Source organism: Mycolicibacter kumamotonensis (genome assembly GCF_002086285.1).
Lineage (GTDB): Bacteria > Actinomycetota > Actinomycetes > Mycobacteriales > Mycobacteriaceae > Mycobacterium > Mycobacterium kumamotonense.
The window spans coordinates 31648-58472 of the sequence record NZ_MVHU01000004.1; the positions used below are offsets into that span (position 1 = coordinate 31648).

General features: G+C 66.3%; 31 protein-coding genes. 18 read left to right on the forward strand and 13 right to left on the reverse strand.

All coding sequences use genetic code 11. The features are described from left to right. From murG to BST28_RS04155, 7 genes are all read left to right on the forward strand, one after another. The gene (gene murG / locus BST28_RS04125; RefSeq protein WP_083080072.1) at positions 1-1155 is read left to right on the forward strand and encodes an undecaprenyldiphospho-muramoylpentapeptide beta-N-acetylglucosaminyltransferase; all 1155 of its coding nucleotides are present in this window, start codon (positions 1-3) and stop codon (positions 1153-1155) included. Further along, entirely contained in the window at positions 1152-2636 is a 1485-nt protein-coding gene (gene murC, locus BST28_RS04130; protein WP_019738215.1) for a UDP-N-acetylmuramate--L-alanine ligase, read from the forward strand. The genes murG and murC overlap by 4 nt, the downstream gene beginning before the upstream one ends. Then, positions 2633-3580, forward strand: coding sequence for a cell division protein FtsQ/DivIB (locus BST28_RS04135; protein ID WP_083080073.1), 948 nt, complete (start codon positions 2633-2635; stop codon positions 3578-3580). The genes murC and BST28_RS04135 overlap by 4 nt, the downstream gene beginning before the upstream one ends. Before the next feature lie 283 nt (positions 3581-3863). After that, positions 3864-5027, forward strand: a complete 1164-nt coding sequence (gene ftsZ, locus BST28_RS04140; RefSeq protein WP_019735023.1) for a cell division protein FtsZ — start codon at positions 3864-3866, stop codon at positions 5025-5027. 17 nt (positions 5028-5044) lie between these two features. Then, entirely contained in the window at positions 5045-5752 is a 708-nt protein-coding gene (pgeF, locus tag BST28_RS04145) for a peptidoglycan editing factor PgeF (RefSeq protein WP_019735024.1), read from the forward strand. A 120-nt stretch (positions 5753-5872) separates the two neighbouring features. Further along, the gene (locus BST28_RS04150; RefSeq protein WP_029248770.1) at positions 5873-6526 is read left to right on the forward strand and encodes a cell division protein SepF; all 654 of its coding nucleotides are present in this window, start codon (positions 5873-5875) and stop codon (positions 6524-6526) included. Positions 6527-6598: 72 nt separating this feature from the next. After that, complete coding sequence (locus tag BST28_RS04155; protein WP_019735026.1) at positions 6599-6889, forward strand: YggT family protein; 291 nt, start codon at positions 6599-6601, stop codon at positions 6887-6889. A 61-nt stretch (positions 6890-6950) separates the two neighbouring features. Here the strand turns inward: BST28_RS04155 and BST28_RS04160 are convergent, their stop codons facing one another. Beyond that, on the reverse strand, positions 6951-7745 hold the full coding sequence (locus BST28_RS04160; RefSeq protein ID WP_019735027.1) for a DUF2249 domain-containing protein: 795 nt from the start codon (positions 7743-7745) through the stop codon (positions 6951-6953). Positions 7746-8243: 498 nt separating this feature from the next. On the opposite strand from BST28_RS04160, the gene wag31 reads away from it, so the two are divergent. Both wag31 and BST28_RS04170 read left to right on the forward strand, forming a co-directional pair. Next, complete coding sequence (wag31, locus tag BST28_RS04165) at positions 8244-9047, forward strand: DivIVA-like cell division protein Wag31 (protein WP_083080075.1); 804 nt, start codon at positions 8244-8246, stop codon at positions 9045-9047. Positions 9048-9112: 65 nt separating this feature from the next. Then, complete coding sequence (locus BST28_RS04170) at positions 9113-9481, forward strand: hypothetical protein (RefSeq protein WP_083080172.1); 369 nt, start codon at positions 9113-9115, stop codon at positions 9479-9481. Here the strand turns inward: BST28_RS04170 and BST28_RS04175 are convergent. The 4 genes from BST28_RS04175 to BST28_RS04190 form a co-directional block, all read right to left on the reverse strand. Continuing rightward, complete coding sequence (locus BST28_RS04175) at positions 9478-10161, reverse strand: phosphoribosyltransferase (RefSeq protein ID WP_083080076.1); 684 nt, start codon at positions 10159-10161, stop codon at positions 9478-9480. The two genes, BST28_RS04170 and BST28_RS04175, sit on opposite strands and share 4 nt — an antisense overlap. A 77-nt stretch (positions 10162-10238) precedes the next feature. Then, complete coding sequence (locus BST28_RS04180) at positions 10239-10865, reverse strand: NADPH-dependent F420 reductase (RefSeq protein ID WP_083080078.1); 627 nt, start codon at positions 10863-10865, stop codon at positions 10239-10241. Between the two features lie 75 nt (positions 10866-10940). Beyond that, positions 10941-11366 (reverse strand): nuclear transport factor 2 family protein, encoded by a 426-nt coding sequence (locus BST28_RS04185; RefSeq protein ID WP_083080080.1) that lies wholly within the window; start codon positions 11364-11366, stop codon positions 10941-10943. Between the two features lie 49 nt (positions 11367-11415). Next, entirely contained in the window at positions 11416-12150 is a 735-nt protein-coding gene (locus tag BST28_RS04190; protein ID WP_083080174.1) for an SDR family NAD(P)-dependent oxidoreductase, read from the reverse strand. A gap of 142 nt (positions 12151-12292) precedes the next feature. Between BST28_RS04190 and BST28_RS04195 the strand changes: the two genes are divergently transcribed. After that, positions 12293-12892: a TetR/AcrR family transcriptional regulator gene (locus tag BST28_RS04195; RefSeq protein ID WP_083080081.1), complete on the forward strand. Its 600-nt coding sequence runs from the start codon at positions 12293-12295 to the stop codon at positions 12890-12892. 44 nt (positions 12893-12936) lie between these two features. On the opposite strand, the gene BST28_RS04200 is transcribed toward BST28_RS04195, so the two are convergent. Together BST28_RS04200 and BST28_RS04205 are read right to left on the reverse strand one after the other, a co-directional pair. Next, positions 12937-13569 carry a mycothiol-dependent nitroreductase Rv2466c family protein gene (locus BST28_RS04200; protein WP_109560642.1) on the reverse strand — a complete coding sequence of 211 codons (633 nt, stop codon included), beginning with the start codon at positions 13567-13569 and terminating at the stop codon, positions 12937-12939. A 101-nt stretch (positions 13570-13670) separates the two neighbouring features. Continuing rightward, positions 13671-14303 carry a TetR/AcrR family transcriptional regulator gene (locus tag BST28_RS04205; RefSeq protein WP_207570042.1) on the reverse strand — a complete coding sequence of 211 codons (633 nt, stop codon included), beginning with the start codon at positions 14301-14303 and terminating at the stop codon, positions 13671-13673. Positions 14304-14406: 103 nt separating this feature from the next. Here BST28_RS04205 and BST28_RS04210 point away from each other — a divergent pair, with 103 nt between their 5' ends. Genes BST28_RS04210 through BST28_RS04225 form a run of 4 tightly spaced genes read left to right on the forward strand, consistent with a single transcriptional unit; the run spans position 14407 to position 16675 of the window. After that, the gene (locus BST28_RS04210) at positions 14407-14946 is read left to right on the forward strand and encodes a carboxymuconolactone decarboxylase family protein (protein ID WP_083080084.1); all 540 of its coding nucleotides are present in this window, start codon (positions 14407-14409) and stop codon (positions 14944-14946) included. Between the two features lie 53 nt (positions 14947-14999). Next, positions 15000-15647: a nitroreductase family protein gene (locus BST28_RS04215; protein ID WP_083080086.1), complete on the forward strand. Its 648-nt coding sequence runs from the start codon at positions 15000-15002 to the stop codon at positions 15645-15647. A 51-nt stretch (positions 15648-15698) separates the two neighbouring features. Next, a complete protein-coding gene (locus BST28_RS04220; protein WP_083080088.1) occupies positions 15699-16208 on the forward strand; it encodes a YkgB family protein in 510 nt (169 codons plus the stop codon). 29 nt (positions 16209-16237) lie between these two features. Then, positions 16238-16675, forward strand: coding sequence for a cupin domain-containing protein (locus BST28_RS04225; RefSeq protein WP_083080177.1), 438 nt, complete (start codon positions 16238-16240; stop codon positions 16673-16675). 224 nt (positions 16676-16899) lie between these two features. Here BST28_RS04225 and BST28_RS23625 read toward each other — a convergent pair whose 3' ends face one another. The 6 genes from BST28_RS23625 to BST28_RS04255 all read right to left on the reverse strand — a co-directional run bounded on the left by BST28_RS23625 (position 16900) and on the right by BST28_RS04255 (position 24014). Beyond that, positions 16900-17943 (reverse strand): hypothetical protein, encoded by a 1044-nt coding sequence (locus BST28_RS23625; RefSeq protein WP_133054279.1) that lies wholly within the window; start codon positions 17941-17943, stop codon positions 16900-16902. Between the two features lie 353 nt (positions 17944-18296). After that, on the reverse strand, positions 18297-19040 hold the full coding sequence (locus tag BST28_RS04235; protein WP_083080091.1) for a hypothetical protein: 744 nt from the start codon (positions 19038-19040) through the stop codon (positions 18297-18299). Continuing rightward, positions 19037-19618 carry a hypothetical protein gene (locus BST28_RS24565; protein ID WP_083080092.1) on the reverse strand — a complete coding sequence of 194 codons (582 nt, stop codon included), beginning with the start codon at positions 19616-19618 and terminating at the stop codon, positions 19037-19039. The genes BST28_RS04235 and BST28_RS24565 overlap by 4 nt, the downstream gene beginning before the upstream one ends. A gap of 1191 nt (positions 19619-20809) precedes the next feature. Beyond that, entirely contained in the window at positions 20810-21388 is a 579-nt protein-coding gene (locus BST28_RS04245; protein ID WP_014382408.1) for a carboxymuconolactone decarboxylase family protein, read from the reverse strand. A gap of 35 nt (positions 21389-21423) precedes the next feature. Then, positions 21424-22524, reverse strand: a complete 1101-nt coding sequence (locus BST28_RS04250) for a zinc-dependent alcohol dehydrogenase (RefSeq protein ID WP_017205332.1) — start codon at positions 22522-22524, stop codon at positions 21424-21426. Continuing rightward, the gene (locus tag BST28_RS04255; RefSeq protein ID WP_024445489.1) at positions 22521-24014 is read right to left on the reverse strand and encodes an acetyl-CoA acetyltransferase; all 1494 of its coding nucleotides are present in this window, start codon (positions 24012-24014) and stop codon (positions 22521-22523) included. The genes BST28_RS04250 and BST28_RS04255 overlap by 4 nt, the downstream gene beginning before the upstream one ends. Positions 24015-24098: 84 nt before the next feature. On the opposite strand from BST28_RS04255, the gene BST28_RS04260 reads away from it, so the two are divergent. The 4 genes from BST28_RS04260 to BST28_RS04275 all read left to right on the forward strand — a co-directional run bounded on the left by BST28_RS04260 (position 24099) and on the right by BST28_RS04275 (position 26818). Further along, positions 24099-24752 carry a TetR/AcrR family transcriptional regulator gene (locus BST28_RS04260; protein WP_370474583.1) on the forward strand — a complete coding sequence of 218 codons (654 nt, stop codon included), beginning with the start codon at positions 24099-24101 and terminating at the stop codon, positions 24750-24752. Positions 24753-24797: 45 nt separating this feature from the next. After that, the gene (locus BST28_RS04265) at positions 24798-25235 is read left to right on the forward strand and encodes a PaaI family thioesterase (RefSeq protein ID WP_011560605.1); all 438 of its coding nucleotides are present in this window, start codon (positions 24798-24800) and stop codon (positions 25233-25235) included. Beyond that, positions 25235-26146 (forward strand): alpha/beta fold hydrolase, encoded by a 912-nt coding sequence (locus tag BST28_RS04270; protein WP_011560604.1) that lies wholly within the window; start codon positions 25235-25237, stop codon positions 26144-26146. Before BST28_RS04265 ends, BST28_RS04270 begins: the two co-directional genes overlap by 1 nt. A 90-nt stretch (positions 26147-26236) precedes the next feature. Further along, complete coding sequence (locus tag BST28_RS04275; protein ID WP_005110548.1) at positions 26237-26818, forward strand: TetR/AcrR family transcriptional regulator; 582 nt, start codon at positions 26237-26239, stop codon at positions 26816-26818. Positions 26819-26825 lie beyond the last annotated feature (7 nt).

Below are 26825 nucleotides of genomic sequence, written 5' to 3' on the forward strand. Positions count from 1 at the left end.
GTGAACGACTCGGTCAGCAAGCCGGACCGCGGTGCGCCGATATCGGTCGTCCTGGCCGGTGGCGGTACCGCCGGCCACGTCGAGCCCGCGATGGCCGTCGCCGATGCGCTCAGCGCCCTGCAGCCCGGCGTCCGGATCACCGCGCTGGGCACCGCCCGCGGTCTGGAGACCAGGCTGGTGCCCGCGCGCGGTTACCACCTGGAGTTGATCACCCCGGTGCCGCTGCCCCGCAAGATCAACGCCGATCTGGCCCGGTTGCCCGTGCGGGTGCTGCGGGCGGTCCGGCAGACCCGGGCGGTGCTGCGCGCCGTAGGGGCTGACGTGGTGATCGGCTTCGGCGGCTATGTGGCACTGCCGGCGTATCTGGCCGCGCGCGGCATCGGCCGGGGCCGGGTCCCGGTGGTGATCCATGAGGCCAACGCGCGCGCCGGGTTGGCCAACCGGGTCGGGGCCCGGGGCGCACAGCGGGTGCTCTCGGCGGTGGCGGATTGCGGGCTGGCGCACCCCGAGGTGGTCGGGGTGCCGGTCCGGTCGACGATCACCACGCTGGACCGGGCTGCGCTGCGGGCGCAGGCCCGCGCCCATTTCGGCTTCGCCGACGACGCCCGGGTGCTGCTGGTGTTCGGCGGCTCCCAAGGCGCCCGGTCGATCAACCAGGCCGTGGCCGGGGCCGCCAAACACCTTGCCGCCGCCGGTATTTCGGTGCTGCACGCGCACGGGCCGAAGAACACCCTGGAGCTGCCGGCACCGGCCGACGACGACCCGCCCTATGTCGCGGTGCCCTACCTGGACCGGATGGATCTGGCGTATGCGGCTGCCGACCTGGCGATCTGCCGGTCGGGGGCGATGACGGTCGCCGAGGTGTCGGCGGTCGGGCTACCGGCGGTGTATGTGCCGTTGCCGATCGGCAACGGGGAGCAGCGGCTCAACGCACTGCCGGTGGTCAACGCCGGCGGCGGGGTGCTGATCGAGGATGCGGCGTTGACACCGGATGTCGTGGCGAGCACGGTCGCCGGATTGCTCACCGACGAGACGCGTCTGGCGGCGATGACCAGCGCGGCCGCCCTGGCCGGGCACCCCGAGGCCGCGCGGCGGGTGGCAGAGGTGGCTCTCGATATCGCGGTGGCCCGTCGGTCGGCCAGGAGTGGCGAATGAGCGCCCAGCAGCTGCCGCCGGAGCTGAGCCGGGTGCACATGGTCGGCATCGGGGGAGCGGGGATGTCCGGCATCGCCCGCATCCTGCTGGACCGTGGCGGCCTGGTGTCGGGGTCGGACGCCAAGGAGTCGCGCGGGATTCACGCGTTACGGGCCCGCGGCGCGCAGGTCCGGATCGGCCATGACGCCTCGGCCCTGGATCTGTTGCCGGGCGGGGTCACCACCGTGGTCACCACCCACGCGGCGATCCCCAAGACCAACCCCGAACTCGTCGAGGCCCGCCGCCGCGGCATCCCGGTGGTGTTGCGGCCCGCGGTGCTGGCCAAGCTGATGGCCGGGCGCACCACCTTGATGGTCACCGGCACCCACGGCAAGACGACGACCACCTCGATGCTGGTGGTCGCGCTGCAGCACTGCGGGCTGGACCCGTCGTTCGCCGTCGGCGGCGAATTGGGTTCGGCCGGTGCCGAAGCCGGCACCAACGCCCACCACGGCAGCGGGCCGTTCTTCGTCGCCGAGGCCGACGAGAGCGACGGCTCGCTGCTGGAGTACACCCCGAACGTCGCGGTGGTGACCAATGTCGAAGCCGATCACCTCGACTTCTTCGGCAGCGCCGAGGCCTACACCCAGGTGTTCGACTCGTTCATGGAGCGCATCACCCCGGGCGGGGCGGTGGCGATCTGCGTCGATGATCCCGGCGGCGCGGCGCTGGCCGATCGGACTGCGGCACAGGGGATCCGGGTGCTGCGCTACGGCACCGAGTCCCCGGGGCGCCGGGAGCTGGCCGGGTCCTTGTTGAGCTGGGAGCAGCAGGGCACCGGCGCGGTCGCGGAGATCGCGCTGGCCGGATCGACTCACCGGGCCGCGATGCGGCTGGGGGTGCCGGGCCGGCACATGGCGCTCAACGCGTTGGGCGCCCTGCTGGCGGCGATCGAGGTCGGTGCCCCGTTGGACGCGGTGCTCGACGGCCTGGCCGGGTTCGACGGGGTGCGGCGCCGGTTCGAGTTGGTCGGGTCGGCGGGTACGGGTGATTCGGTGCGGGTCTTCGACGACTACGCACACCATCCCACCGAGATCGCCGCGACGCTGACCGCCGTGCGCGCGCTGCTGGCCGAGCGCGGGACCGGGCGCAGCCTGGTGGTGTTTCAGCCGCATCTGTACTCGCGGACAAAGGCTTTCGCGGCCGAGTTCGGTCGCGCCCTGGACGGGGCGGACGAGGTTTTCGTGCTCGACGTCTACGGTGCACGCGAGCAGCCGTTGCCCGGCGTGAGCGGGGCGAGTGTTGCTGAGCACGTGAGCGTGCCGGTGCACTACCTGCCGGATTTCGCCGCGGTGCCCGAAGCGGTGGCCAAGGCTGCCGGTCCCGGCGACGTGATCGTCACCATGGGCGCCGGCGACGTGACCGTGCTGGGCCCGGAGATCGTGACCGCGCTGCGGTCCCGGGCCGACCGGACCCTTCCCGGCCGTCCGGGCGTGCTGTGACCGAGTCGCCCGAAACCCCGGACGTTCCCCCGCAGGACCCGGTGGACGCCGGTGAGCCGCACGCCGCCGCAGACGCCGCAGACGCCGCCGAACCCGAATCCGGCCAGCAGGCCGAGGAACCGGCGGAGGTGGAGGGCCCGCGACGGCGGGCGCGGCGGGAACGGGCCGAGCGGCGCGCCGCTCAGGCGCGCGCCGAGGCGATCGAACAAGCCCGCCGGGAGGCCAAGCGGCGGCTGCGGGCAGGCTCGGCCGAGCCTGCCAAAGGTGTTCCGCGCGGCACCGTGCGGGGCCTGAAGATGGTGCTACTGACCTTTCTCGCACTGGTGGTGGTGATCGGGCTCGGGCTCATCTTGTACTTCACGCCGGTGATGTCGGTGCGTGAGATCGAGGTGACCGGGATCGCGGCGGTCTCCCGCGAGGAGGTGCTCGACGTCGCCAAGGTGCAGCTCGGCACCCCGCTGCTGCAGGTCGACACCGGCGGTGTCGCGGAGCGGGTCGCCACGATCCGGCGGGTGGCCAGCGCCCGGGTGCAGCGGCAGTACCCGTCGGCGCTGGGCATCTCGGTAATCGAGCGGGTCGCGGTGGTGTACAAGGACTTTCCGGATGGTCCGCATTTGTTCGACCGGGACGGCGTCGACTTCGCGACGGCGGCGCCGTCGACGATGCTGCCGATCTTTGACGTCGAGAACCCCGGGCCGACGGATCCGGCCAGCCGGGCCGCACTGCAGGTGATGACCGCGCTGGCGCCCGAGGTCGCCGGCCAGGTCAGCCGGGTGGCCGCCCCGTCGGTCGCCTCGATCACCCTGACGCTGGCCGACGGCAGGGTCGTGGTCTGGGGCAACACCGACCGCACCGCGGAGAAGGCGCAGAAGCTGACGGCGTTGCTCACCCAACCGGGCCACACCTACGACGTGTCGAGTCCGGACCTGCCCACCGTCCGCTAGCGCCGGACCCCTGCGGTCCGTGCCCGCCGCCGAGACGGAAATCTTGCTCGCCGGAGCTGCGCGGGCCGGGATCACCGCGGGCGCCAAGAAAATTCGCCCGGCGTGTCCCTGCGTGTCTGCGCCGGTGACAGCCTCGGCGGCCCTACTGTGGCGGTTGCGTGGAACAACTTGACATAACTCTAAGCCTTTGGTTGAGGTTGAGGGTTTGCCGGAAGGCAACGCGGGGAGTTCTGCCGACAGGCCCCAGAGAGGAATCCAATCCCACCAGGGAGGAAGACGAACGATGACCCCACCGCACAACTATCTGGCCGTCATCAAAGTCGTGGGTATCGGTGGTGGCGGAGTCAACGCCGTCAATCGGATGATCGAGCAGGGCCTCAAGGGCGTCGAATTCATCGCGATCAACACCGACGCGCAGGCATTGCTGATGAGCGACGCCGACGTCAAGCTCGACGTCGGCCGCGAGTCCACCCGTGGCCTCGGCGCCGGCGCCGACCCCGAAGTGGGCCGACGGGCCGCCGAAGACGCCAAGGACGAGATCGAGGAGCTGCTGCGCGGCGCCGACATGGTGTTCGTCACCGCCGGGGAGGGCGGCGGCACCGGCACCGGTGGTGCACCGGTGGTCGCCACCATCGCCCGCAAGCTCGGCGCGCTGACCGTCGGCGTGGTCACCCGGCCGTTCTCCTTCGAGGGCAAGCGGCGCGGCAACCAGGCGGAACTGGGCATCGCCGCGCTGCGGGAGAGCTGCGACACCCTGATCGTGATCCCCAACGACCGGCTGCTGCAAATGGGCGACGCCCAGGTCTCGCTGATGGACGCGTTCCGCAGCGCCGACGAGGTGCTGCTCAACGGTGTCCAGGGCATCACCGACCTGATCACCACCCCCGGATTGATCAACGTCGACTTCGCCGACGTCAAGGGCATCATGAGCGGCGCGGGCACCGCGCTGATGGGCATCGGGTCGTCCCGCGGCGACGGCCGGGCGCTCAAGGCCGCCGAGATCGCGATCAACTCGCCGCTGCTGGAGGCCTCGATGGAGGGCGCCCAGGGCGTGCTGATGAGCGTCGCCGGCGGCAGCGACCTGGGGTTGTTCGAGATCAACGAGGCGGCCTCGCTGGTTCAGGACGCCGCGCACCCCGAGGCCAACATCATCTTCGGCACCGTGATCGACGACTCGCTCGGCGACGAGGTCCGGGTGACGGTGATCGCGGCCGGCTTCGACTCGGCCGGGTCCGGGCGCAAGCCGGTGACCGGTACCACCGGTCAAGCCCGGCACGCGGTGGCCCCCGGGCAGGCCGGCAAGGTGACCTCGTCGCTGTTCGACCCAGTGGACGCCGTCAGCGTGCCGGCGCCCACCAACGGCGCGACGGTCAGCGTCGGCGGCCGCAATGGTGACGACGGCTGCGACGACGACGACGTCGACGTCCCGCCGTTCATGCGCCACTAGCTTCGGGGCCTCGGGCGGTGACTTTTCGCGTCCGGCGGGTGACGACCACCCGGGCCGGCGGCGTCTCGGCGGCTCCGTTCGACAGTTTCAATCTGGGCGACCACGTCGGCGACGATCCGGCGGCGGTGGCGGCCAACCGCGCCCGGCTGGCCTCGGCCACCGGCCTCGGTCCCGGCCGCCTGGTGTGGATGAACCAGGTGCACGGCGTTCGCGTGGAGCTCGTCGACGGGCCCCGCGACGCCCCGCTCGAGGCGACCGACGCGCTGATCACGAACGTTCCGGGTCTGGCGATGGTGGTGGTGACCGCCGACTGCGTGCCGGTGCTGATGGCCGATGCCCGCGCGGGGGTGGTCGCTGCCGTACACGCCGGGCGGGTCGGCGCGCAGCACGGCGTGGTGGCGTGTGCCGTGCAGGGCATGCTCGCGGCGGGCGCACAACTCGGCAACATCTCGGTTCTGCTGGGCCCGGCGATCAGCGGCCCGCACTATGAGGTGCCCCCGGCGATGGCCGACGAGGTCGAGGCGGCGCTGCCCGGCAGTCGCACGCTCACCTCGGCCGGTACGCCCGGATTGGATCTGCGAGCCGGAATCGCTCGGCAATTAAGGGAATTGGGCGTCGAAGCGATCGATATCGACCCGCGCTGCACGGCGGCCGACCCGAATCTGTTCAGCCACCGCCGCGACGGGCGCACCGGGCGGCTCGCATCGCTGGTGTGGCTGGAATAAATGCGTTGCGCCTGTCCGCGTGTCGTTGCCGGTCCAGCGCGCACTCGGCCGTTACCGTCACCGTAACTAGTCACTTCAGTCACACCTTCATCACAGTCATCATCAGAGAAGGGTCCAATGATGAGCACACTCCACAAGGTCAAGGCCTACTTCGGGATGGCTCCTATGGAGGACTACGACGACGACTACTACGACGACGGCGATGACCGCGCCGCGTCGCGCGACTACTCACCCCGGGCGGAGCGGTTCTCCGAGGATGTCTTCGACCGGGTCGCCGGGCGTCCCGACGGCCGCTACGACGATCGATTCGACGACCGCGACTACGACGACGTTCCGGGCGGCTACCGGGGCGGCTACGACGCCGAGGTCCGGGACCCGCGCTACCGGCCCCGCGAGTTCGAGCGCTCCCGCTTCGCCTCGCTGCGCGGCTCGACCCGCGGCGCGCTGGCGATGGATCCCCGCCGGATGGCGATGATGTTCGACGAGAGCAGCCCGCTGTCGAAGATCACCACCTTGCGCCCCAAGGACTACAGCGAGGCGCGCACCATCGGCGAACGGTTCCGGGACGGCACCCCGGTGATCATGGACCTGGTGTCGATGGACAATGCCGACGCCAAGCGCCTGGTCGACTTCGCGGCCGGCCTCGCCTTCGCCTTGCGCGGCTCGTTCGACAAGGTCGCGACCAAGGTGTTCCTGCTGTCGCCGGCCGATGTCGACGTGACGCCGGAGGAGCGCCGCCGGATCGCCGAAACCGGCTTCTACGCCTATCGGTAGGCTTGGTCGACAGTCGGGCCGGTCAGCGCGATGCTGATGCGGGCACACCCTCGTCAGTAAGGTCGCATTCCGTTGGCGCTGTTCTTCACGATTCTCGGCATCGCGCTGTTCGTCTTCTGGCTGTTGCTGATCGCGCGGATCGTCATCGAGTTCATCCGCTCGTTCAGCCGGGACTGGCACCCGCGCGGTGCCACGGTGGTGATCCTGGAGCTGATCATGAGCATCACCGACCCGCCGGTGAAACTGCTGCGGCGCCTGATCCCGCAGTTGACCATCGGCGCGGTGCGCATCGACCTGTCGATCATGGTGCTGCTGCTGATCGCGTTCGTCGGGATGGAGCTGGCGCTGCAGCACGCCGCGTGAGATATCCCGCCTGAGTGGCGGAGGCGGCCCGGCGACGAGCGCCGGGCCACCCCGACCGGGACTAGACCCGGGTCAGCCGCAGCCGCCAGGCCTCCGGCCCACGCTCCTCATAACCCACCGCGATCCGGCCACCGCTGCGCTCGGCGAGCTGGTGCAGCAGCGGGATCGGGTCGTGCGGCGCCACCAGGATCATCGAGCCCCCGACCGGAACGGCGTCGAAGGCACCGAACACGGTCGCGTGCCGGATCGCGTGCGGAATCTCGCGCACGTCGAGCTCGGGCATCTCCTCGTTCTCCTCGCCGCAGCCGCATCCGCCGTGGCCGTGGCCGTGGCCGTGGGCGGCCGGAGCGGGTTGGGCCGGCGGAAGTTCGGACGGGATCGCCGGCAGTTGGGCGGCCAGATCGGCCAGCGAGACCCCGCTGGCCTCGGCGAGTGCGGGCAGCAGTAGGTCGGCGACCTTGCCCAGCAGCGCCTCCAGCAGCACGCGCAGCGCCTCGACGTGCGCGGCGATCTGCACCCGCTCGGTGTCGCGGGCGATGCGGGCCGCGGCCTGCTCGATCAGCTGGGTCTCACCGAGCAGACCCTCGACCAGCAGCCGCGAGCGCTCGACACCGGACGAGGCGGGGTAGATCAGCTCCACGGCGGCCCGCAGTTGAGGGCGCACCCCCTGGTCGATGAAGGCCTGTACCGCCCGGTGGGCGTCGTCGAAGGCGGGGCCGGCGGTACCGACCGCGGCGAACACCGCCGCTCCGAGCGCGGCTTGGCGGCCGAGCAGCTCGGCGTAGCGGGACCGCACATCATCGACCGCCGCCGAATCCGCCGCGCTGGTCGCCACGACCACGTCATTGGTTGTCATACTGGGTGTCCTTCCGATTGGTCATACCCGGCGTCGGCCTGCGGCCTCTTGGCCGTCAATATTTACGGGCCGGTGTTGTGAATAATACGGCGCGGGGGTGCCGCCCGATACCCCGCGCCGCTGCGGGGACACCCCGAACGACGCGGATCCTCGACCCGGCTGTGCCGCAGCGAAATACGCGGCGCTCACCGGCCGGGCACCCGACACTTTGCTGCCCTCGGCCCGACGGGATAACGGCGCCCCCGCCCGCCCCGGCGGGGGAGGTCCTTGCTCGGGGCGCGGCTTACCGACGGGGACGGGTGATGGGCCTCACCGGTTGTGTTTGCCGAAGCGTGATTTCTGTGGCAGCAATTTGAAATTCACTCTTAATATCATTCTCATTGCCGGGCTCAGCGTCTGATGTGACAGGATGGACGGCAGTTACTACACGGCTAGCGTATTCCCGGTCGACCTACACTTGCCCGATCGGTGCTACCTACCTGACCAAGGGGGCAGACGATGCCACTAACACCGGCAGACGTTCACAACGTCGCGTTCAGCAAACCGCCGATCGGGAAACGCGGCTACAACGAGGACGAGGTCGACGCCTTTCTCGACCTGGTTGAGGCCGAGCTGACGCGGCTCATCGAGGAGAACGCCGACCTGCGTCAGCGGGTCAGCGAGCTCGACCAGGACCTGGCCGCGGCCCGCGCCGGTGGGGGTCAACAGGCCACCACCTCGATCCCGGTCTATGAGCCTTCGCCCGAGCCGGCGGCGCACCCGCAGCCGGTGGCACAGCCGGCCGCGCCGGAGCCGGTCCCCGAGGACCAGCACCTCAAGGCGGCGCGGGTGCTGAGCCTGGCCCAGGACACCGCCGACCGGCTGACCAGCACCGCCCGGGCCGAGTCCGAGAAGCTGATGGCCGACGCCCGCGCCAACGCGGACCAGATCCTCAGCGAGGCCCGGCAGACCGCGGAGACGACGGTCGCCGAAGCCCGGCAGCGGGCCGACGCCATGCTGGCCGACGCGCAGACGCGATCGGAGACACAGCTGCGGCAGGCCCAGGAGAAGGCCGACGCGCTGCAGGCCGACGCGGAGCGCAAGCACTCCGAGATCATGGGCACCATCAACCAGCAGCGCACCGTGTTGGAAGGCCGCCTGGAGCAACTGCGTACCTTCGAGCGCGAATACCGCACCCGGCTCAAGACCTACCTGGAATCTCAGCTCGAGGAGTTGGGCCAGCGCGGCTCGGCGGCACCGGTCGACACCAGCGCAGCCAGCGACGGCGGCGGCTTCAACCATTTCAACCGCGGCACCAACTGACCCGTCGGAATCGAGCCGGCACGCGCGGAATCGAGTAATCTGCTCGTCGGGTGGGAGGTGAATCGATGCTGATCATCGCGCTGGTATTGGCGGCAATTGGACTTGCTGCGTTGGTATTCGCTGTGGTCACCAGCAATGCGCTGGTGGCATGGGTGTGTATCGGTGCGAGCTTGCTGGGCGTGCTGTTGCTGATCGTGGACGCGCTGCGGGAACGCCGGCGCATTCGCCCGCCGGCCGCACCGGAGGCGGTCGAGCCCGACGGCGACTCCGAGACCGTCGTCGACGCCGGTGACATCGAAGACGTCGAAGACGACGAAGTCGTGGCCGAGGCTTCCGATGCGCCGGAGACCGCTGACCCGGAGGCCGTGGAGGACTACGACGGCGTGGCGGTCGAGGAGACCGCCGAGGACCCCGTCGCGCACCCGGCCGACTAGCCGGCAGCGGTCGTCGGCGTGGCCAGCAGGTCGCGCACTTCGTCGTCGGTGACCTGACGAAAGTCGGCATAGCTCTGCCCGACGGCGTCGAAGCGCTCGGGCATCGACGCGCACACCACGTCGTCGGCCTCCTGGGCGATCTTGCGGCACGCTGAAATCGCGCCGACCGGTACCGCGACGACGGTCCTGGCCGGTTCGGCCGCCTGGACCGCCCGCACGGCCGCCAGCACACTCGCGCCGGTGGCGATACCGTCGTCGACCAGGATCACCACCCGGCCGCGCAGGTCGACGGCCGGCCGATCACCGCGGTAGGCGTGTTCGCGCCGGCGCAGTTCGGCCGACTCGCGTTCGATCACCGACTGCAGCGCCTCGCTGCTGATTCCCAGGTCGGCGACCACCTGATCGTTGACCACCACCTGACCGCCGCTGGCCAGCGCGCCCATCGCAAGTTCCGGCCACTGCGGCACCCCCAACTTGCGGACCAGGAACACATCCAGTGGCGCCTGCAGCGCGGACGCGACCTCCCAGCCGACCGGGACCCCGCCGCGGGCCAGGCCCAGCACCAGCAGATTTTCGGCGTCACGGTAATCGGACAGGTACCCGGCCAGTACCCGGCCGGCGTCGCGACGATCGCGGAACGTGCGCGCCGGCATCGGGTTCAAGCGTGCCGGTCGAGTCATCTCCCCATCGAGCCTACGACTCGACACCGGAGATGGGTCGGGTCTTTCGATTGACGCTGTCGTGAGCGGCCTGCGGCTCAGCGGGGAAATTCGGTGGCTCCGAGGGCGACCTCCCAGTGCCCCACCCCCTGGCGGGCGAGGCCCATCATCAGCAGGCCCGCCCCCTCCAGCCAATGCGCCATGTTCAGGCCGCCGACGTCCAGCGGGCGCAGCCCGAGGCTCTTGACGAACTCCGCAACGCTCGCCTTGGCCTGTGCATCATCGCCGGCCATGAAGACATCCAGCGGCAGGCCCCGCTCCAGCACATGCCCGAAGAGGGTGTTGAACGCCTTCACCACGCCGGCGCCGGCCGGGACTGCCTTGGCAACTTCTTGTGCGACCGAGGTGTTGTCGGGGATGGCCAGCCCGTCGGCCGCGGAATTGAACGGGTTGCTGATGTCGACGATGACCTTGCCCGCCAGGGCATTACCGTACTGGGTGACGACCGGAACGACACTGGCATACAACAGGGCCACGATGACGATGTCGCCGGCCGGTACGGCGCCGAACTCTCCCGCCGTGGCATTGCCGCCGAGCGCCTCGGCCAGGTCGGCGGCCCTGGAATGATCGCGGCCGATGATCTCCACGGTGTTGCCGCCTGCGATTGCCAACGCGCCGATGGTGCGGGCCATGTTTCCGGTGCCGATGATGCTGATGCTGTTCATGAGGTGGTCTCTCTTTCGGTGTTTTCCAGATACCGGCTTGTCCGGGTCAGGGGAGGGGCGGTGCGGCCACGATCGTCAGTCGCCCATGGTGCGTAGTGCCCAGGGCTGCATGCCGAGGACTTGGGCGAGGTGGCCTTGCATCTCGACGGCGGATGGCAGCGGACGCCACCAGATGGTCACCTCGGCGATCTTGCCGTCGGCGTCGAGTAGGAAGTAGTCCGTTCCGTCGACCGCGGTGTCGCCGATTGGCAGCCGGAAGTACGCGGCGTGGTGACTCGGGCCGCTGAGGACCTCCTGGTAGGTGAGGTCGGTCGCCAAGGCGCTGACGGTCTGGATGGCCTCCACCACCGCCTCGCGGCCGATCAGCGGTTCATCGCCGAGTGGGCCGTTGAGCACCACGTCCTCGGCGAGGTGACCGGCGATGGTGTCGTGGTCCGCGCCCCCGTGCATGCCGTCTATGAAGGACACGACGGCGGCGCGGTGTTGGGCGAATTCGGTCATTGCTACTCCTCGTTGTGGGCGTGACCGTGGATGCCGATGTCTGTCCTGCTCAGATCGCCGCGGTGCCGCCGTCGGCGACCAGCTCCATGCCGTTGACGTAGCTCGAGTCGTCGGAGGCGAGGAAGAGTGCGACCGTCGCGATCTCCTCGGTGCGGCCCATCACTCCCCGCGGGATCAGCGATTCGAATTGCCGTTTGGCGTCTTCGTCGAAGAGCTCCTCCTGCTTGGCGGTGGCAACCTGGCCGGGGGTGAGCACATTCACCCGGATCCGCCTGTCCTTCAACTCGGCCAGCCAGACCCGGGCCCAGGCCTGCTGGACGGCCTTGCTCCCGGCGTAGACGCTCCACCCGGGAAAGCCCTTGAGCGACGCGTTCGACCCGGTCATCAGGATCGAGCCGCCGTCGTGGAGCAGCGGCAGGGCCTTCTGCACGGTGAACAGCGTGCCGCGCGCGTTCAGCCAGAAGGCGGCATGGAAGTGCTCCTCGGTGATCTCTCCGAGCTTTGCCTGCTCACCCATGCCGGCGCTGGCCCACACCACGTCGATCGCGCCCTTTTCCCGCCGGACGGTGTCATACAACCGGTCGAGATCGTCGAGGTCGGCCGCATCGCCTTGCACGGCCGTCACATTCCGGCCGATCAGCCTGACCGCGTCATCCAGCGCGTCCTGGTGTCGGCCCATGATGAACACATGAGCCCCTTCGTCGACGAACAACTTGGCGCCGGCCAACGCCAAACCCTTTGAGCCGCCGGTGATTACCGCAACCTTGCCGTCAAGTTTCCCCATGATCACTCCCGTTGAATCGATGTCTGTCCCGAACCACTCGAAAAAGTTATGTACACCGAGCAGTGTGCTTAACGTAACGGACCGCCGGCCGGAGCGCAAGCTATGTACACCGATCGTTACCAACCGGCCCTATACTGCAGGCATGACGGAGCTGGAGAAGGGCCCGCAACGGGTGCGGCGGGGCAGGGGCGCGCGCGAGCGGATTCTGCGTGCGTCACAACAACTCTTCCGCGATCAGGGCATCAACGGCACCGGGATGGACCAGCTGTGCGCCGTGGCCCAGGTGTCCAAGCGCACGGCCTACCAGCACTTCGCCGGCAAGGATGAACTGATCGCCGAATACCTGCGCCGATTCGATCCCGACGTCACGGCCGGGGTGTTCGATCGCACCGACTTGAGCCCCCGCGAAAAACTCCTCGCGGTTTTCGAGGTGCCCGCGTCCGGGACCGGGGGGGTCACGCCGCTGTGCCCGTTCATCGCGGCGGCAGTGGAAATCCACGACCCGCACCACCCGGCATCCCAATGTGCCCGCGACTACAAGACCACCATCGCCGCGCGGCTCGCCGAAACCGCCCGCGAAGCCGGTGCCATCAACCCCGAACAGCTCGGGGAACAACTGGCACTGCTACTCGATGGCGCCTCGGCCCGCACCCGAGTGCTCAACAGCGAGTCGTTTCCGACCGCGGCCGCGATCGCCGCCGTGCTCATCGACAACGCCATTCCTGAGACAACCCGGCGGTAATCGATTCGTCGTGCTGCGCTGTCAGCGGCAGAACCTGTTCGCGCTCAGTCGAATTCTGGATCTTCGTGGCGCGTGCGCTTGAGCTCGAAGAAGTGCGGATAGGCCGCCAGGGCGACGATGCCGTCCCACACCCGCCCGGCGTCCTCGCCGCGCGGTATGCGCGACAGGACCGGACCGAAGAACGCGACATCGTTGACGTGGATGGTGGGGGTGCCGACGTCGGGGCCTACCTTGTCCATGCCCGCGTGGTGGCTTGCGCGCAACGCCTCGTCATAGTCGGTAGAGGTCGCCGCGTCGGTCAGATCGGGATCGGCGCCGACCTCCGCCAGGGCCTCGGCGATGATCTCGGCGGTGTCCGACCTGCCCTGGTCGTGGATTCGGGTGCCCATCGCGGTATAGAGCGGTAGCAGGATGTCGTCGCCGTGTCGCTGTGCGGCGGCGATCAGCACACGCACCGGTCCCCAGCCCGTCGTCAGCAACTCGACATACCGCTCGGGCAGATCTTCCCGCCCTTCATTGAGTACGGCGAGGCTCATGACGTGAAACCGGCACTCGATATCACGCACCTTCGCCACCTCGAGGATCCAGCGGGAAGTGATCCAGCACCAGGGACAGACCGGGTCGAACCAAAAGTCTGCGCGGTCCTTGCTGACGGCTGCGGGGGCAACGCTGGGCATGAGCATCTCCTGGGGTCGGGGCGTGCTACCGAATTTGCGGGCCGCCAGGCCCACTCAACCCCAACAAATATTGGGCTGTCAAGCCCAATATTTCGCAGGCGCTAAGTCGAGAGCATCTGGATGTGGTCGATAGCGGCGTGCAGGGCGTTCTTGAGCGGGGTGACATCCCGCTGGACCTGGCTGAGGAGCATGCCGCCCTGGAACGCCGACAACAGCAGGTCGGCCAGCTGTGCGGGGTCCGCGTCGGCGCTGATGCGGCCGAGATTCTGCATGCGCTCAAGCCCGTCGCGGAAGATGTCCCTCCACTGCATGAACGCCCGGGCCAGCTCGTCGTGCACCTCCAGGTCTGACTTGAGGATCTGGCTCGCCAGGGATCCGAGGGTGCAGCCGTCCCGGTAGGCGCTGTCGTGGGTGACGTAGTAGTCCACCCAGGCACGAAGCGCATCCACGGTGTCGAAGCCGGCGAACTGCTCGCCGCCATAGAAGTCCAGGACGCGCTCGGCCTGCCACTCGATCACCGCCAGGACGAGGCTTTCCTTGGTCGGGAAATAGTGATTGAGCTGGGACCCGCTGACTCCGGTGACGTGGCGGAGCTGCTGGTTGTTCGTTGCGGCGACGCCGTGGGTGTGGATGAGCTCTGCGGCGTGCTCGAGGATTCGCGCCCGTGTCGCCTCACCTTTTTTGGTGAGCTTGCGGGGCTCTTGGACTGCGGTTTTACCGGTCATGGTCACCATCATACCCAAAATGGGCTTGACAACCCAGTCTGGGAAGTGTTCACTCTGGGACTGGGCTAGACAGCCCATAAAATTTATCCCAGCTACTGGAGGTTGATCCGCCATGTCACGCCTGACCACCCCCGCATCCGACGAGATCGCCGCCGACACCCAGCGGGTTCTGGCCAACGTCGGCAAACAGTTTGGGTTCGTTCCGGACATGTTCACGCTGCTCGCGTCGAATCCGGCGGTCCTGGACGTCGTCTTGTCTCTGCAGGGCAGCTTGGCCCGAGTTCTCGACGCCAAGACCCGCCACACCATTGCGCTGGCGGTGTCAGCGGCCAACGGCTGCGATTACTGCCTGGCGGTGCACTCCTTCGTCTCCACCGAGCTCGGTGGCATGGCGGACGACGACGTCGAACTGGCGCGCTCCGGTGGCTCGATCGACCCCAAGCGGGCCGCCGCCGCGCACTTCGCCCAGCAGTTGATTGAAACCCGGGGGAGGGTCAACGACGCCGACCTGGCCGCCGTGCGAAGCGCCGGGTACAGCGACTCGCAGATCCTGGCGATCATCACTGTCGCCGTCCAGGCCCTGCTGACCAACTACATCAACAACGTCAACCAGACCGTCATCGACATCCCCACCGCCGGCACCCCCGCGTGAACCAGGCCGCCGGCGCCTATCACTGAAACCTTCTGCGAAGAAAGTGAATTGACATGGACCTCGACAACCTCATGAGCAAGCACCTCACGAGATACTTCGACGCCAGCAAGACCATCCCCGCGCAATCCCTGCAGCAGCTGCTGCGGTTCCTGCGCTCGACGCCGTCATCGGTGAACGTGCAGGCAAGCCGCTACTACGTACTCGGCACGCCCGAAGGCAAGGAGCGGCTCGCTGCCAATCTGGGTGAGCGATTCCTCGACAACGGCAGCAAGATCCGAAACGCTTCGCACGTCATCATCTTCACCACTCGGGCCGATCTGCCCGACCGCCACCTCGATGACGTGTTCAGCAAAGAGCGGGCCGATGGCCGGTTTCCCGACCCCGCCAAGCAGGCGCACTGGGAATCGATGACCCGCGACTTCCTCGACCTTCGCACCTACGGCTACAAGGATCTGTCCCACTGGATGGAGAAGCAGGCCTACCTGGCGTTGGGGATGACGGTGATGGCGGCCGCCGAGCTGGGATTCGACGCGACGCCGCTGGAAGGCTTCGACCCGGCCAGCGTCGATGCGGCATTCAAGATCCGGGAAACCGGATACACCACCACGGTGCTGCTGGCCCTGGGCTACCCGGACGTCACGAAGACCTACAGCAACCCGATTTCACGTCTCGACCACGATCGACTCTTCACCTTCGTCTGAACCGCAGCCGCGTCGATTCATCTGACCGTATTACTCGAAAGGTATCGAAAAATGTCCACCAAAACCGATTTGACCGCAATCTGCCGCAGCAACGCCCCGATCGTTAATGATCTGGCGCATATCGTCGCTCGCTATGGGCTGGCTATCGTCATCGGCTGGATCGGGATATTCAAGTTCTGCTCCTACGAGGCGCTCAACATTGAACCCCTGGTAGCCAACAGTCCCTTCATGGGTTGGGTGTACAGCGTGTTCAGTGTCGGGACGTTTTCATCGCTGCTGGGCGTCGTGGAGATCACCACCGCCGTGTTGCTGGTACTGAAGCCCTGGTTTCCGCGGCTTTCGCTGATCGGAAGCGCGTTGGCGATAGTGCTTTTCGTCAGCACTCTGTCGTTCGTTCTCACGACACCGGGCGTGGCCGAGGAGGCGGCCGGTGGATTCCCCCTGCTGTCCATGACCGGCCAATTCCTGATTAAGGACATCGTGCTGCTGGGGGTGTCTATTCTGACCCTCGGCGACGCCATGAAGGCGATCGCTCACCGCGCAGCACCGGCGCGGGCGTGAATTCCCACATGCGAAGGGACGTCAGCAAAATGCGTGCAAAAGCCTTGCTCGCGGTGGCAGCCGCCGTACTGGTGGCCGGGTGCACCAGTACGGCGCCGGATACCGCTCAGGCCGCTCCAAAGTCGGTGGTCCGTCAAGTATTTGACGAGCCGACCAATGTCCCGGGAAAGTCCTTGGTGGGTGTGAACGTCAGCTATCCGCCGGGGGCCAAGAACGCCGCGCACCACCACGCGCGGTCGGCCTTCATCATGGCCTACGTGATGTCCGGGCTCGTCCGCAGTCAGGTTGAGGGCGAGCCGATGCGCGTCTACCACGCCGGCGAGACCTGGAAGGAAGCCCCTGGGGCACATCACCTGGTCAGTGAGAACGCCAGCACCACCGAGCCGGCGGAACTGCTTGCGGTGTTTCTGGTCGACACGGGCGACAAGCCCCTCACTACCGACGACGTCCCGGCTGCAGGTGGCTGACGCGGCAGCCTCGAGATACTGACAGCCCCGGCACAGGCCGGGGCTGTCAGTGTCTGACGATCCGACTCAGGTGTCACCTATGACGCGACTCATCACACATTGTGTCCGAGGGGGGAGCTGGTCACTTGCGACACGCGTTGAGGGCCTTTGAATTGGGCCGTTGACCAGCGTCTCCTCACCGCGCGCCCTACCCCTTCGACTACCAAGCTGTACCTCGAAGGCACTCAAGATGCTGCCGGATTTGCGGGCGCCGTCGGTGGATTCGCCTCGCCCGTCCGCTTGATCATCACATCGAGTGTTGCCATCGACGCAAGTTCAGACCGAACAGCTATGCGCCAGATGCCGAACTCGTCGATGCTGGGAGTGAGGGCGACCGTGAAAGGAATTCGCACGAGATCGCCCGTCCGCTCCACCCCTACAGCCACGCTCACCGTCGTTCGCACCTCCCCGTTCGGCGAGATCACCTCGTAAATCACGGTGTACTCGCCAACCCCGACACCACCGGCCTCGAACAGAGTGCAAACGGGAAACGTCACAGTCGCCGGGAGATTGAGCACCGAAACGCTCACCCAACCAGCGTCAACGAGCGTTGCAAGGTTACTCGGTTGAATCCGGACGTAATCCGCCACCAGGAGTGTCGAGACACCTAGTCGGTCGCTCGTCAGGCGGATACCCGAGCCCGCGAGGCCACCCTTGCCGCCCTCAGCTCTCAGCACGACCTTTCCGTCGAACTCAACGGTCGTATCGCCACCGGGCGCGCCATCGATTCCCGCGATATAACCACGTCCTTCGGTTCCTTTTCGCGGAGGGGGCTCGACCGTGCCAGGCATCAAAACGCCGCCACCGCCACCTCCCGCTCCCGGAAATTTTCCCGGTTGGCCGGCGAGTTCAATTCTCGGAATTTCACCTTCACCGCCACGTCCGCCAATCGAAGTGCCGGTACCAACGACACCACCCCCGCCACCTCCGCCGCCGAGAAGTCCTCCGGACCCACCGATTTGGATCGTGTGCGCCTGCAAGCGGATGTTTGCGTTGGAATCAGAGGCCTCGATGACTTCTCGGGCCTCGTCGTCGGTCAGTCGGTACCCCACGGTCACGGAGTCGGCAGCGTTGACGGCTAGGTCGTACTCGGCTATCTGCGCCCGCTTCCACTCACGCAAGAGGGACGCTGGGTATTTATGAACGAGCGGCGGGTCATCGATCTCGTATGAGTGGTTGGTACACAGGAGCACAAGATTTTCTTCACTCCGATTCTCATCGCCACTCATGTCTCCGTTCCAACGCGGGCCGCCTTCCCTGCGTGCGCAGATGTGCGCGACACGCGAGTTGAGGGTTCGGGCAGTTCCGCTGGCATCAACTCGGTATAGCGGCTCGTTGCACGAAGGCTCCGCGCACCGTATGGCATTGCCATAGAGCTGTTTGATGGTCGCCGTCGTTGGCTCTGGGTGGGTCACCGGCATGACCGCAGACTAGCGGTCAGCACTGACGATTCTAGGGAAGGCAAAACAAGCAAGGGTCGATCTGTCGGCTTGCTCTGCCGGCCGAAGGTGGCTGACCTCAGATTGCTCATCGAGTCTGCTCGGATGATGGCGGGGGAGAAACTGCTGTTGCGGCCTTCGCGTCAGGGGGAAGGCAGGGCGACGTGGCGCCGCAGCAGGGCACGTATGCGGGCTGGCATCATGGTCGGCGGGCTGGCGATCATCCGGGCGGCCACGCGTGCTGCATCGCCACGCTCGCCACGCCGGGTCGTCTTGGGATCGTCCATGTGCCATTCCGCAGCGAGGTATTCGGGCTGGGTCGCGACTATCTCCAGTAGAGTCCCGATGTCCTGGAGGTCGTGCTCGACGGCGCGGACTGTGCGTGCCAGCATTTTCAGTACGAACGCGGCTTCGACGTCGGGGACGGGTATCTCAAACCCGATGGTGTCGCCGTTGGTAAGCCGGGCGGCGACTGCTACCCGGATGGGGTTCAGCGCCAGCGCCAACCGCAGCCCCGGCGCCCCGTCGAACGCCCGCTCTCCGATGAGTCGTCGGCCCGGTTTGGCCTCGGTCGGGACCAGTAGGTCGATTGCCTGATCACCGCGTACGTAGCGGTTGCCCAACTCGGGCGTGTATCCGAGGTGGGTGAGCTGGTCGTGAAATCCGCCTTCGGAGGCCACATTGACGTCGATTCCGGTGTCGGCGTCCGAGGTCAATCGAGGCGTGCCCGGCACGTTGTAGATGTGGCGCAGCAGCCTGACCATGTGACCGCCGATGATGAGGTACTCGCGGTCGCCGGCAGCCGTGGCCACGTCGCGAAGGGCAAGCATGCCGTGGTCGTCGGCTGCCGCGGTGCATGCTAGGACGACCGATACCGGTGCGGTCATCTGGCCGCGATCCAGTTAGCGAGCCGATCCGGGGCGCCGTCACCAAGGTCTGCGCCAGCAGTGAGGTCTTTGAGTACCACTATCGGGTCCACGGTCGGCAGGCTGAAGTGTTCGCCATCGCAGGTTCGATGCCACCAGGCCGCGGTCGTCCAGACGGTCGGGTCGGCCGGAACCCGTAGCGTCAGCGTCGCTTCGTCGGCGGTGGACTCCACCAAGTCAGAGACGGACAAATCGATCAATTCCTCGGAGTAGACGAGGCCTCGGGTCGGTATCCGCCAGGGCCGCAGCGCATCCGCGGCGACTTCGCCGCCAGTGAGGATTCGCACTGTCAGCTCGTGACCGAGCTTGATGGCGCTGCGGACCTGCTCTACTACAGGCTCCATGCCATACCAGTAGGTTTCGACAAGTCCGTCGTCGGCGGGGATCGACGCGAGCGCGGCGAGGCGCTCACGTCTGGCGTCTTCGGGCATGGGGGTCTTCGGCAGGGGATCTTTCTCGGCCATCTGGGACACCGCCTGCTGACTTATTCCGACCGCCGCGGCGATGTCGCGCTGACGCAGGTGTTCACGCGTCAGCACGCAGACTCGCTCCACGGCGTGTCGCCGTCGCCGTCGCTGGCTTACTGCGCGAAGTTGATGTCCCGCTGTGGGGGTTCGGTAGACTTTCCCGGAAAGCACTAGTTCACCGGTATCGCCGATGCTGAGATCGACTGCGCCATCGTCTAGGAGCGCAGAGCGAGCTTCGTCTGTAATGGTTTCGCAGATGACCAGAAGTCGGTGGCTGGGATGGTGGCGACGATGCTCACGTACCGGTGCTGGGGACGCTAGTCGTACGGTGACCAAGAACTCCGCTGTAACTGTGTGATCTCCGAGGCGGTAGGTGACGCTGTGAGCGTCACCCGTTACGACAGGGACACCTGCGTCGGCTAGTCGCGCGGGGACCGAGATTGATTTCACTCCACTACACTATCAAATAATATTCGTCAAACAAGTTATTAAGCAGAAATCGGAGTTTGCTTGTTTGACGATGTGGTTAGAATTTGGTAGTTGCCCTGGCTGCGGCCTGCGGTCCCCTGCAGTTGGTGATGGGTCCGCCGCCGCGTACGACATGTTCAGATCGTTCCATAGACGCCGTAGGCGAAGACGCCGGAACGATCACTGGCCTGGCCATATCGCCGGGGTTACGTCTTTTGCGCGTCGCAACGCAGTTCCCACGGAGTGCAAGCAGTTCCCGAAGGTCATGGGACTGTGCTCACCGCTGGCGAAGCCCGCCAGTTGGCGGGGGCGCACATGAATGACGATATCGAGGCGGCTCTAAGGGTGGGCTGCCATGTGTGCGACGCGCTTCCGCATCAGTGGTGCCACTCGGTGGATGGCGTCAGCTAAATGCACGCGACGCGCCTGGAGAACGTGAATCTGATGGAAAAGATGCGCGCCGCCGTAGAGGCCGCGCGATAGTCGGAACAGTCGAACGGTCGCGACCTTGGCTTGAGCACATAGAGGTCCAACGCAGTCAGCCGCCGACCGTGTCCGGTGTTCATGGACCAGCAATAACCAAGATCCGTAGTCACGTGTCGGTGAACCACGACATCCGGTCGAAACCAGCAAACGGAAAAGCCCGCTCCGATGTATTTCAGGGCAAGCTCCGAGAATTGCTTAGCTAACCTAAAAGTTGTGTCCGAGGGGGGACTTGTCCGTCTACGACACGGGTCGTGGTCTGGCGATTGGGGCGCTGACCGCTTCGGTCAAGCACCGGTCCACGTTTTTCGCTCAATCGCAACCCTGAGGAGCTCGCCCATCGGGCGGCCAGCCGTCGGTACCGGACTCAAGCGGAATATTCAGAGATCGAAGCAGGATCGAAAAGAGCCGCCAATTGGCGATTGCTCCGACAAGTTCGACCAAAACGGCGTGATCGCTATTGAATGCCTTCTGGCACCCAGCCCAGTTTTCCTCGGAGATGACCCCGTCGCGTACCACATCATCGGTCGCTGCGAGGACCGCACGCTCGACTGGCCCGAGGCTTTCGGAATTCTGCCAGTCGCGCACCGCCAGGAGATCATGCTCAGGCACGCCGAGCAGTGTGGCGATTCGCCAATGTTGAGTCCATTCGTATTCGGAGCCAGTAATCCAGCCGATGCGCATGATGACCAGCTCGCGTAGCCGCGCGTCAAGGGAACCGCGGAAGAGTAACGCGTCTAGCAGCCCATACAGCGCAACCGCCACACGCGGCTGATGAAGTGCCACGCGGAATACCGACAGGTCTGCCAACTCTTCGGGCAACCCACATTCGGCAGCTCGCAGCTGGGCCTGCTCACGGTCGAGCATCGGTACGCGTTCCGCCATGGTCACGGGTGGCCCTCTCTGTTGAACCTCTGCCCACGCCGTTAGGGCGTGGGCAAAAAGACGTTGTGCAGCGCCCCACTTGATCGGGCACTTTCATCTGCAAGCGAAGTGAGCAGCTGCGCGAGCCCAGCGAATCCGGTTGATTCTCTGGTGATCCGGTCGAACGGCCAGCGGCCCAGGGCGAGAATCTCGAGGGCTGCCCGGTGGGCGGGATACTCCACGCCGAGTGCGCCTACGACGTGTAATTCTTTATAGACCAACAAGTCTGGTTCAAACCGGGGCGTGCCGCCTCCTCCACGGGTGCCGGCCACCACAATTGTGCCGCCGGGCCTGGCAAGGCCGACGGCATCGGCGAACGCGGAGGGTGCTTTAGCGGTGACGTCGACGACCACGTCGGCAAGCCGTCCGCCTGTCTCACGCTGGAGCGCGGTCACTGCATCGTCCTGCGATACATCGATGGGCAGGTCGACACCGAATGATCTGGCTATGGCCAGTCGTTGTTCGTCGCGTGGGCCTACGCCGGTCATCGCGACGAACGCGGCTCCCGCCTCTTTGGCCGCCACCGCCGCACAGATTCCGCGGATGCCGGGCCCCAGGATCGCTACGACGTCCCCGGCCTTGGTGTCGGGAAGAGTCGCCCCCCACTGGATACCGGCCCCGAGAGGGTTGAACAACGTGGCGAGAACGGGGTCCATGTCTTCGGCAATCGGGAGCAGCATCGCGTCCCACGGAAGCTCCACATGGGTGGCGTATCCGCCCCATAAGCCCGCGCCGACCTCCACGTCGACAAACCCGAACATGGTGGCGATGCCGTTCACCGCGCACCGCCGGTATTCGCCGCGGCGGCACTCGGGGCAGTCTCGGCAGGACCGGAACACCTCAACGGCCACGCGCTGGCCGGCTTGTACACCCCAGCGTTGGCCAGCCGCAGCGCCAACATGTTCGACGATGCCGACGATTTCGTGCCCTGGAACGAATGAGAAGCCGGCAGGCAGGTGTCCGGTGAATTGTTCGTGATCTGTTCCGCACAGACCGCATGCTTCAACTCGCAGGATCGCACCCCGGTCGCCGACGTCGGGGATGGTCATCTGGCGCCGCTGCAGACTCCGCGGTCCGGTCAGCACCATCGCCTCGGCGATCATGGAAGCTCGAACCCGGTGAACGACCCTGTGTTTCGGAGGCACACCGTTTTACCTACGTACATTTCCGCGCCCATCGCCTCGGCGATCTGCGGATCGTCGCTGCGTGCGACGACTCTTTGCCCGTCGGACAGGTGCGCGATGATCGGAGTCCATCGAGGTTGGCCGTCTCGGTCGTAGACGACGGTGTATCCGTCGACTGTCGCGCAACCGGTCGCCTCGTCGGCGCCTGCGACGGCCAGCCGCGATGAATCGATTTGAGCTTGTTCGACCGCCGTGTCGAGCAGTCGCCACCCGGCTGGTGGCGGGGTGGCCGACCACACACCGACCGAATGCTTCGTCGAATACCACCCGAGGCCGGTGACGAGTCCGGCATCGGTTGGGTCGCGTCGGCACCGTCGGACCATCTCCACGATCGAGTGGCTGACGTAATTGTTTCCGGGACCGCCGTGATAAGGCAGGCCTCCGGTTACTGTGAGGCCTCTGTCGTCGAGGGGGTCCAAGTCGAGAGCCTCGGCAGCCATCTCAATTGCCGACGGGAAGCAGGAGTAGAGGTCGAACCACCGGATGTCGTCGGTGGTCAACCGGCCCGCATCGAGAGCCTTCCGTGCCGCTACCTCGATACCCGATGAGCGGCTGAGGTCCGGCCGTTCCACGGGGAAGTACACGTCGTTGCAAGTCGCTGCTGACCAGGGAAAGACCCAACGATCGCGCGCGACGCCTAATTCGTCCGCCACCTCGGCCGCCATGAGAATGAAGGCGGCAGCCATGTCGACGGACATGATGCTGTTGAGCAGCTTGGGATAGGGCAAGCAGACCATGCGGTTTTCCGCGGTGACTTCGCTGAGTTCGGTGGCACTTCGTGCGCGTGGGAACCAGGCCTGTTCCGGATGGCGTGCCGCCTCGGCTGTGAACGGGGCCATCAGCGTGCCCAGCCACTCCCGTTGAGCATCGAAGTCGCGGCCGTGGCGCGCGGCGATCGCGGACTCGAAGATGGGATACACCTCGTGCGGCCAACTCAGACCCACCGACAATTCGGCTTGACTCAGCCCGGGGCGGGCGTCGCCCAGGGATTCGTCGTCGGAGCGGGGTGGGGGCGGCGAGTCGAGAAGTGCCCCGCCCTGAAGCTTGCGTGCGGAATGCCCGCTCTCCGCCCCGACGACCAGGACGACATCTGCACGGCCTTCGCCTATTTCGCCACCCAACACTTCGACGAGATACTGCGGGGTGTTTCCGCCGACGGGACAGCTGATGCGGCGGGCGGGACTGATGTGCATCGCTTCGGCGATCCTGCTGGCGGGATTGTCGCGCGGTATGACCAGGATGCCCGGAGTCGCGACGGTGTCGATGCGCCGCTCGACCGGGCGACTTGCGTCTTTGACCGCGCGGCGTGCGGCTTCTACCGCCAAGTCGATCGGGTCCACGAAGTCGTTCCCGCGATGGGTAACTTCGCCCACGCCGACGACAACCGGGGTACGCGCTTCTACCAACATCGGCATCGGCATCCGCTCAGGGCCACGGGGCTGACTTGAGACATAACTGCGATGGTGTCATGTGCGTGGGCAAGTCACAATGGTGTGCGCTCGCGGCATACTGGCTGTGTGTCGACGAGGTTGTTGAGATGGGGCGCCGCCGCGCCGACAGATCGTGGGTCCGCTCGCGACCGGTTGCTCGATGCTGCCGAGCGGTGCCTCGAGAGTTGCGGTGTGGTGGGCACGACCATGGAGGACATCGGCAGAACAGCGGGTGTGTCCAGGGCAACGGTGTATCGCTACTTCCCCAGTCGGGAGGCGGTGATGTCGGGTGTCATCATTCGCGCCGCCGAGCGCTATCTCGACCGCATCAGCCCGCGGATCGCGGCGCACGCCGACCTGGGCTCCGCGCTCGTCGATTTCGTGGAATACACGGTTGAGGCCGCGCGCCGCGAAGAGATCATCGGATTGTTGTTCGGCAGCGACGAGGAACTCGCCGGCGTGGGTCTCGCGGCGGGGACCTCGACGTCCCTCTTCGAAATCGTCACCGAATTTCTGCGTCCCATCTTCACCAGACACTGGAGTTGCGTGGAACCGGGCGTCTCCGTCGACGACGCCGCCGAGTGGGTTGTCCGCACGATATTGAGCCTGCTGACTGTTCGAGGGCCGCGGGAGCGCAGTCGTGACGGACTCCGGGCGTTTCTGTCGAGGTTTCTCCTTCCGGCGATCCTGGCGGGTGACCACGCTCGACCGATGTGACATCTATGGCGTAATGTCTCGACGGCAGATGAGGTAGGAGGGCCTGTGCAATTCACCACGTTCAACGAACAGGTCGCTGAGCAACTAAAGAGCGCAGCAGAAACCACGGGCGGGTTGGCCGGTTACCTCGGCTTCCGTCACACCGAATTCACTGCGGGACGGCTCGTCGCGGAGATGGACGCACGCGACGACCTGAAGACGCCTTTCGGGAACCTGCATGGGGGCTGCTTATCGGCCATGGTCGACCACTGCCTCGGAGTGGTGTTTTATCCCGTGATTCCACTGGGATCTTGGGTCGCGACAACGGAGTTCAAACTGAATCTGCTTCGTCCGGTCTCTAGCGGCACCTGTGTAGCCACAGCCGAGATCATCTCGCTGGGCAGAACCAGCGGTGTGGCGCGTATCGACATCTGCAACGACGGCAGAGCGGTGTGTGCGGCCCAGGGAACCGTCACCGTCGTCGCACCGAAGACGAGCTCCTGATGTCGGCAAAGAGAACAGGCGATTCGTCGGCTCCTGTGGTCGAGCGCGTGCCCACGGCGGACGGGCTGACGCTGGCGGTCGACCTCTACCGCTGTGATGCGCCGCGGGCGGTCGTGTTGCTCCTTCACGGCGGAGGTCAAAGCCGACACGCCTGGGACGTCACCGCCCAACGCCTGCACCAGCGGGGCTACACGGTGGCCGCGTACGACACCAGGGGACACGGGGACAGCGACTGGGACCCCGACGGACGCTACGACGGGGACCGGCTTGGATCCGACCTATTGGCCGTGCGCTCATACGCCGATTCCGGCCGCCCCGTCGCCGCGATCGGCGCCTCTCTGGGCGGCTTGACCATTCTCGGAACACACTTGCTCGCCCCGCCGGACCTATGGCAGGCCGTCGTCCTGGTTGACGTCACTCCGCGAATGGAGATGGAAGGCGCCCGACGAGTCGTAGCGTTCATGTCGGCACACCCCGAAGGTTTCGACAGCCTAGAGTCGGCCGCTGACGTGATCGCCGCCTACAACCCGCACCGCCCTCGCCCCGAAAACCTCGACGGCCTCCGAAAAGTCCTCGCCCGTCGCGAAGACGGTCGCTGGGCCTGGCGATGGGATCCAGCTTTCGTGACGTCGAATTTCCAGTTCCTGCAGGGTGATCCAGACGAAGGCGCTAAAGACTTCGACATGATGAGCGCGTTCCTTCTTGATGGTGCGAGGCAGGTGTCCGCGCCAACGCTGCTGGTCCGGGGCCTACTATCTGACATGGTCTCCGAAGAGACAGTAAAGCATTTCCTGACCGTCGTTCCGCACGCGCAAACCGTTGACGTATCGGGCGCGGGACACATGATTGCCGGCGACAACAACGACGCATTCTCGACGGCGGTCGTCGAATTCCTCGACAGGACCACATGAACCCTGCTGTCGGTTGACTGCCCATGTAGGGCTGGCGCCTATCCTGCTCCTATGCCAACTGAACCAGCGCGGGTGTCTTTCCGCCGGCATGTGCGCGAAAAGGTTTTGAGGGCGACACGAGAACTCGCCATCGAGAAGGGCTGGGATCAGGTCCGGATGAGCGAGGTTGCCGAATCGGTCGGCGTCTCCCGCCCGACGTTGTACAAAGAGTTCGGCGACAAACAGGGGCTCGGCGACGCGCTTGTGGTGTCGGAGGGCCAGCGCTTTATGGAAGGCATTCTTGCCGTCCTTGCCGAACACGTGGGCGACGTGCGGGGCGGCATCACCGCAGCGGTGCAATTCACCCTCTGTGAAGCAGAAGACAGCCCGCTCCTCAAGGCAGTTCTGACGTCCAACCCTTCGGGGAATGATCGCGGTGGCTCGTCGTCTACTGGAGTCCTACCTCTTCTGCCGACGTCGGCTTCCCTGCTTCAGCTCTGCTCCGCGGCTCTGATCACGTGGTTTAACGACCACTTCGACGATCTCGATCCCGAAGACGTTGAGGAGGTCGCAGATGTTCTGGTGCGACTGACAGTGAGTCATGTTGTACTCCCAGCCGCGGACATCGCCACCACCGGTGAGCGGATCTCCCGCGTAGCACTCAGGTACCTGGGAGTTGTCCACAGTTTGTAACTAGCAA

Excerpts from the sequence above, each read along its gene's own strand:
- murC (WP_019738215.1), top strand. The coding sequence starts at position 1,152 with ATGAGCGCCCAGCAGCTGCCGCCGGAGCTGAGCCGGGTGCACATGGTC.
- ftsZ (WP_019735023.1), top strand. The coding sequence starts at position 3,864 with ATGACCCCACCGCACAACTATCTGGCCGTCATCAAAGTCGTGGGTATC.
- BST28_RS04150 (WP_029248770.1), top strand. The coding sequence starts at position 5,873 with ATGAGCACACTCCACAAGGTCAAGGCCTACTTCGGGATGGCTCCTATG.
- BST28_RS04160 (WP_019735027.1), bottom strand. The coding sequence starts at position 7,745 with ATGACAACCAATGACGTGGTCGTGGCGACCAGCGCGGCGGATTCGGCG.
- wag31 (WP_083080075.1), top strand. The coding sequence starts at position 8,244 with ATGCCACTAACACCGGCAGACGTTCACAACGTCGCGTTCAGCAAACCG.
- BST28_RS04170 (WP_083080172.1), top strand. The coding sequence starts at position 9,113 with ATGCTGATCATCGCGCTGGTATTGGCGGCAATTGGACTTGCTGCGTTG.
- BST28_RS04175 (WP_083080076.1), bottom strand. The coding sequence starts at position 10,161 with ATGACTCGACCGGCACGCTTGAACCCGATGCCGGCGCGCACGTTCCGC.
- BST28_RS04180 (WP_083080078.1), bottom strand. The coding sequence starts at position 10,865 with ATGAACAGCATCAGCATCATCGGCACCGGAAACATGGCCCGCACCATC.
- BST28_RS04185 (WP_083080080.1), bottom strand. The coding sequence starts at position 11,366 with ATGACCGAATTCGCCCAACACCGCGCCGCCGTCGTGTCCTTCATAGAC.
- BST28_RS04190 (WP_083080174.1), bottom strand. The coding sequence starts at position 12,150 with ATGGGGAAACTTGACGGCAAGGTTGCGGTAATCACCGGCGGCTCAAAG.
- BST28_RS04195 (WP_083080081.1), top strand. The coding sequence starts at position 12,293 with ATGACGGAGCTGGAGAAGGGCCCGCAACGGGTGCGGCGGGGCAGGGGC.
- BST28_RS04200 (WP_109560642.1), bottom strand. The coding sequence starts at position 13,569 with ATGCCCAGCGTTGCCCCCGCAGCCGTCAGCAAGGACCGCGCAGACTTT.
- BST28_RS04205 (WP_207570042.1), bottom strand. The coding sequence starts at position 14,303 with ATGGTGACCATGACCGGTAAAACCGCAGTCCAAGAGCCCCGCAAGCTC.
- BST28_RS04210 (WP_083080084.1), top strand. The coding sequence starts at position 14,407 with ATGTCACGCCTGACCACCCCCGCATCCGACGAGATCGCCGCCGACACC.
- BST28_RS04215 (WP_083080086.1), top strand. The coding sequence starts at position 15,000 with ATGGACCTCGACAACCTCATGAGCAAGCACCTCACGAGATACTTCGAC.
- BST28_RS04220 (WP_083080088.1), top strand. The coding sequence starts at position 15,699 with ATGTCCACCAAAACCGATTTGACCGCAATCTGCCGCAGCAACGCCCCG.
- BST28_RS04225 (WP_083080177.1), top strand. The coding sequence starts at position 16,238 with ATGCGTGCAAAAGCCTTGCTCGCGGTGGCAGCCGCCGTACTGGTGGCC.
- BST28_RS23625 (WP_133054279.1), bottom strand. The coding sequence starts at position 17,943 with ATGAGTGGCGATGAGAATCGGAGTGAAGAAAATCTTGTGCTCCTGTGT.
- BST28_RS04235 (WP_083080091.1), bottom strand. The coding sequence starts at position 19,040 with ATGACCGCACCGGTATCGGTCGTCCTAGCATGCACCGCGGCAGCCGAC.
- BST28_RS04250 (WP_017205332.1), bottom strand. The coding sequence starts at position 22,524 with ATGATCGCCGAGGCGATGGTGCTGACCGGACCGCGGAGTCTGCAGCGG.
- BST28_RS04255 (WP_024445489.1), bottom strand. The coding sequence starts at position 24,014 with ATGTTGGTAGAAGCGCGTACCCCGGTTGTCGTCGGCGTGGGCGAAGTT.
- BST28_RS04270 (WP_011560604.1), top strand. The coding sequence starts at position 25,235 with ATGTCGGCAAAGAGAACAGGCGATTCGTCGGCTCCTGTGGTCGAGCGC.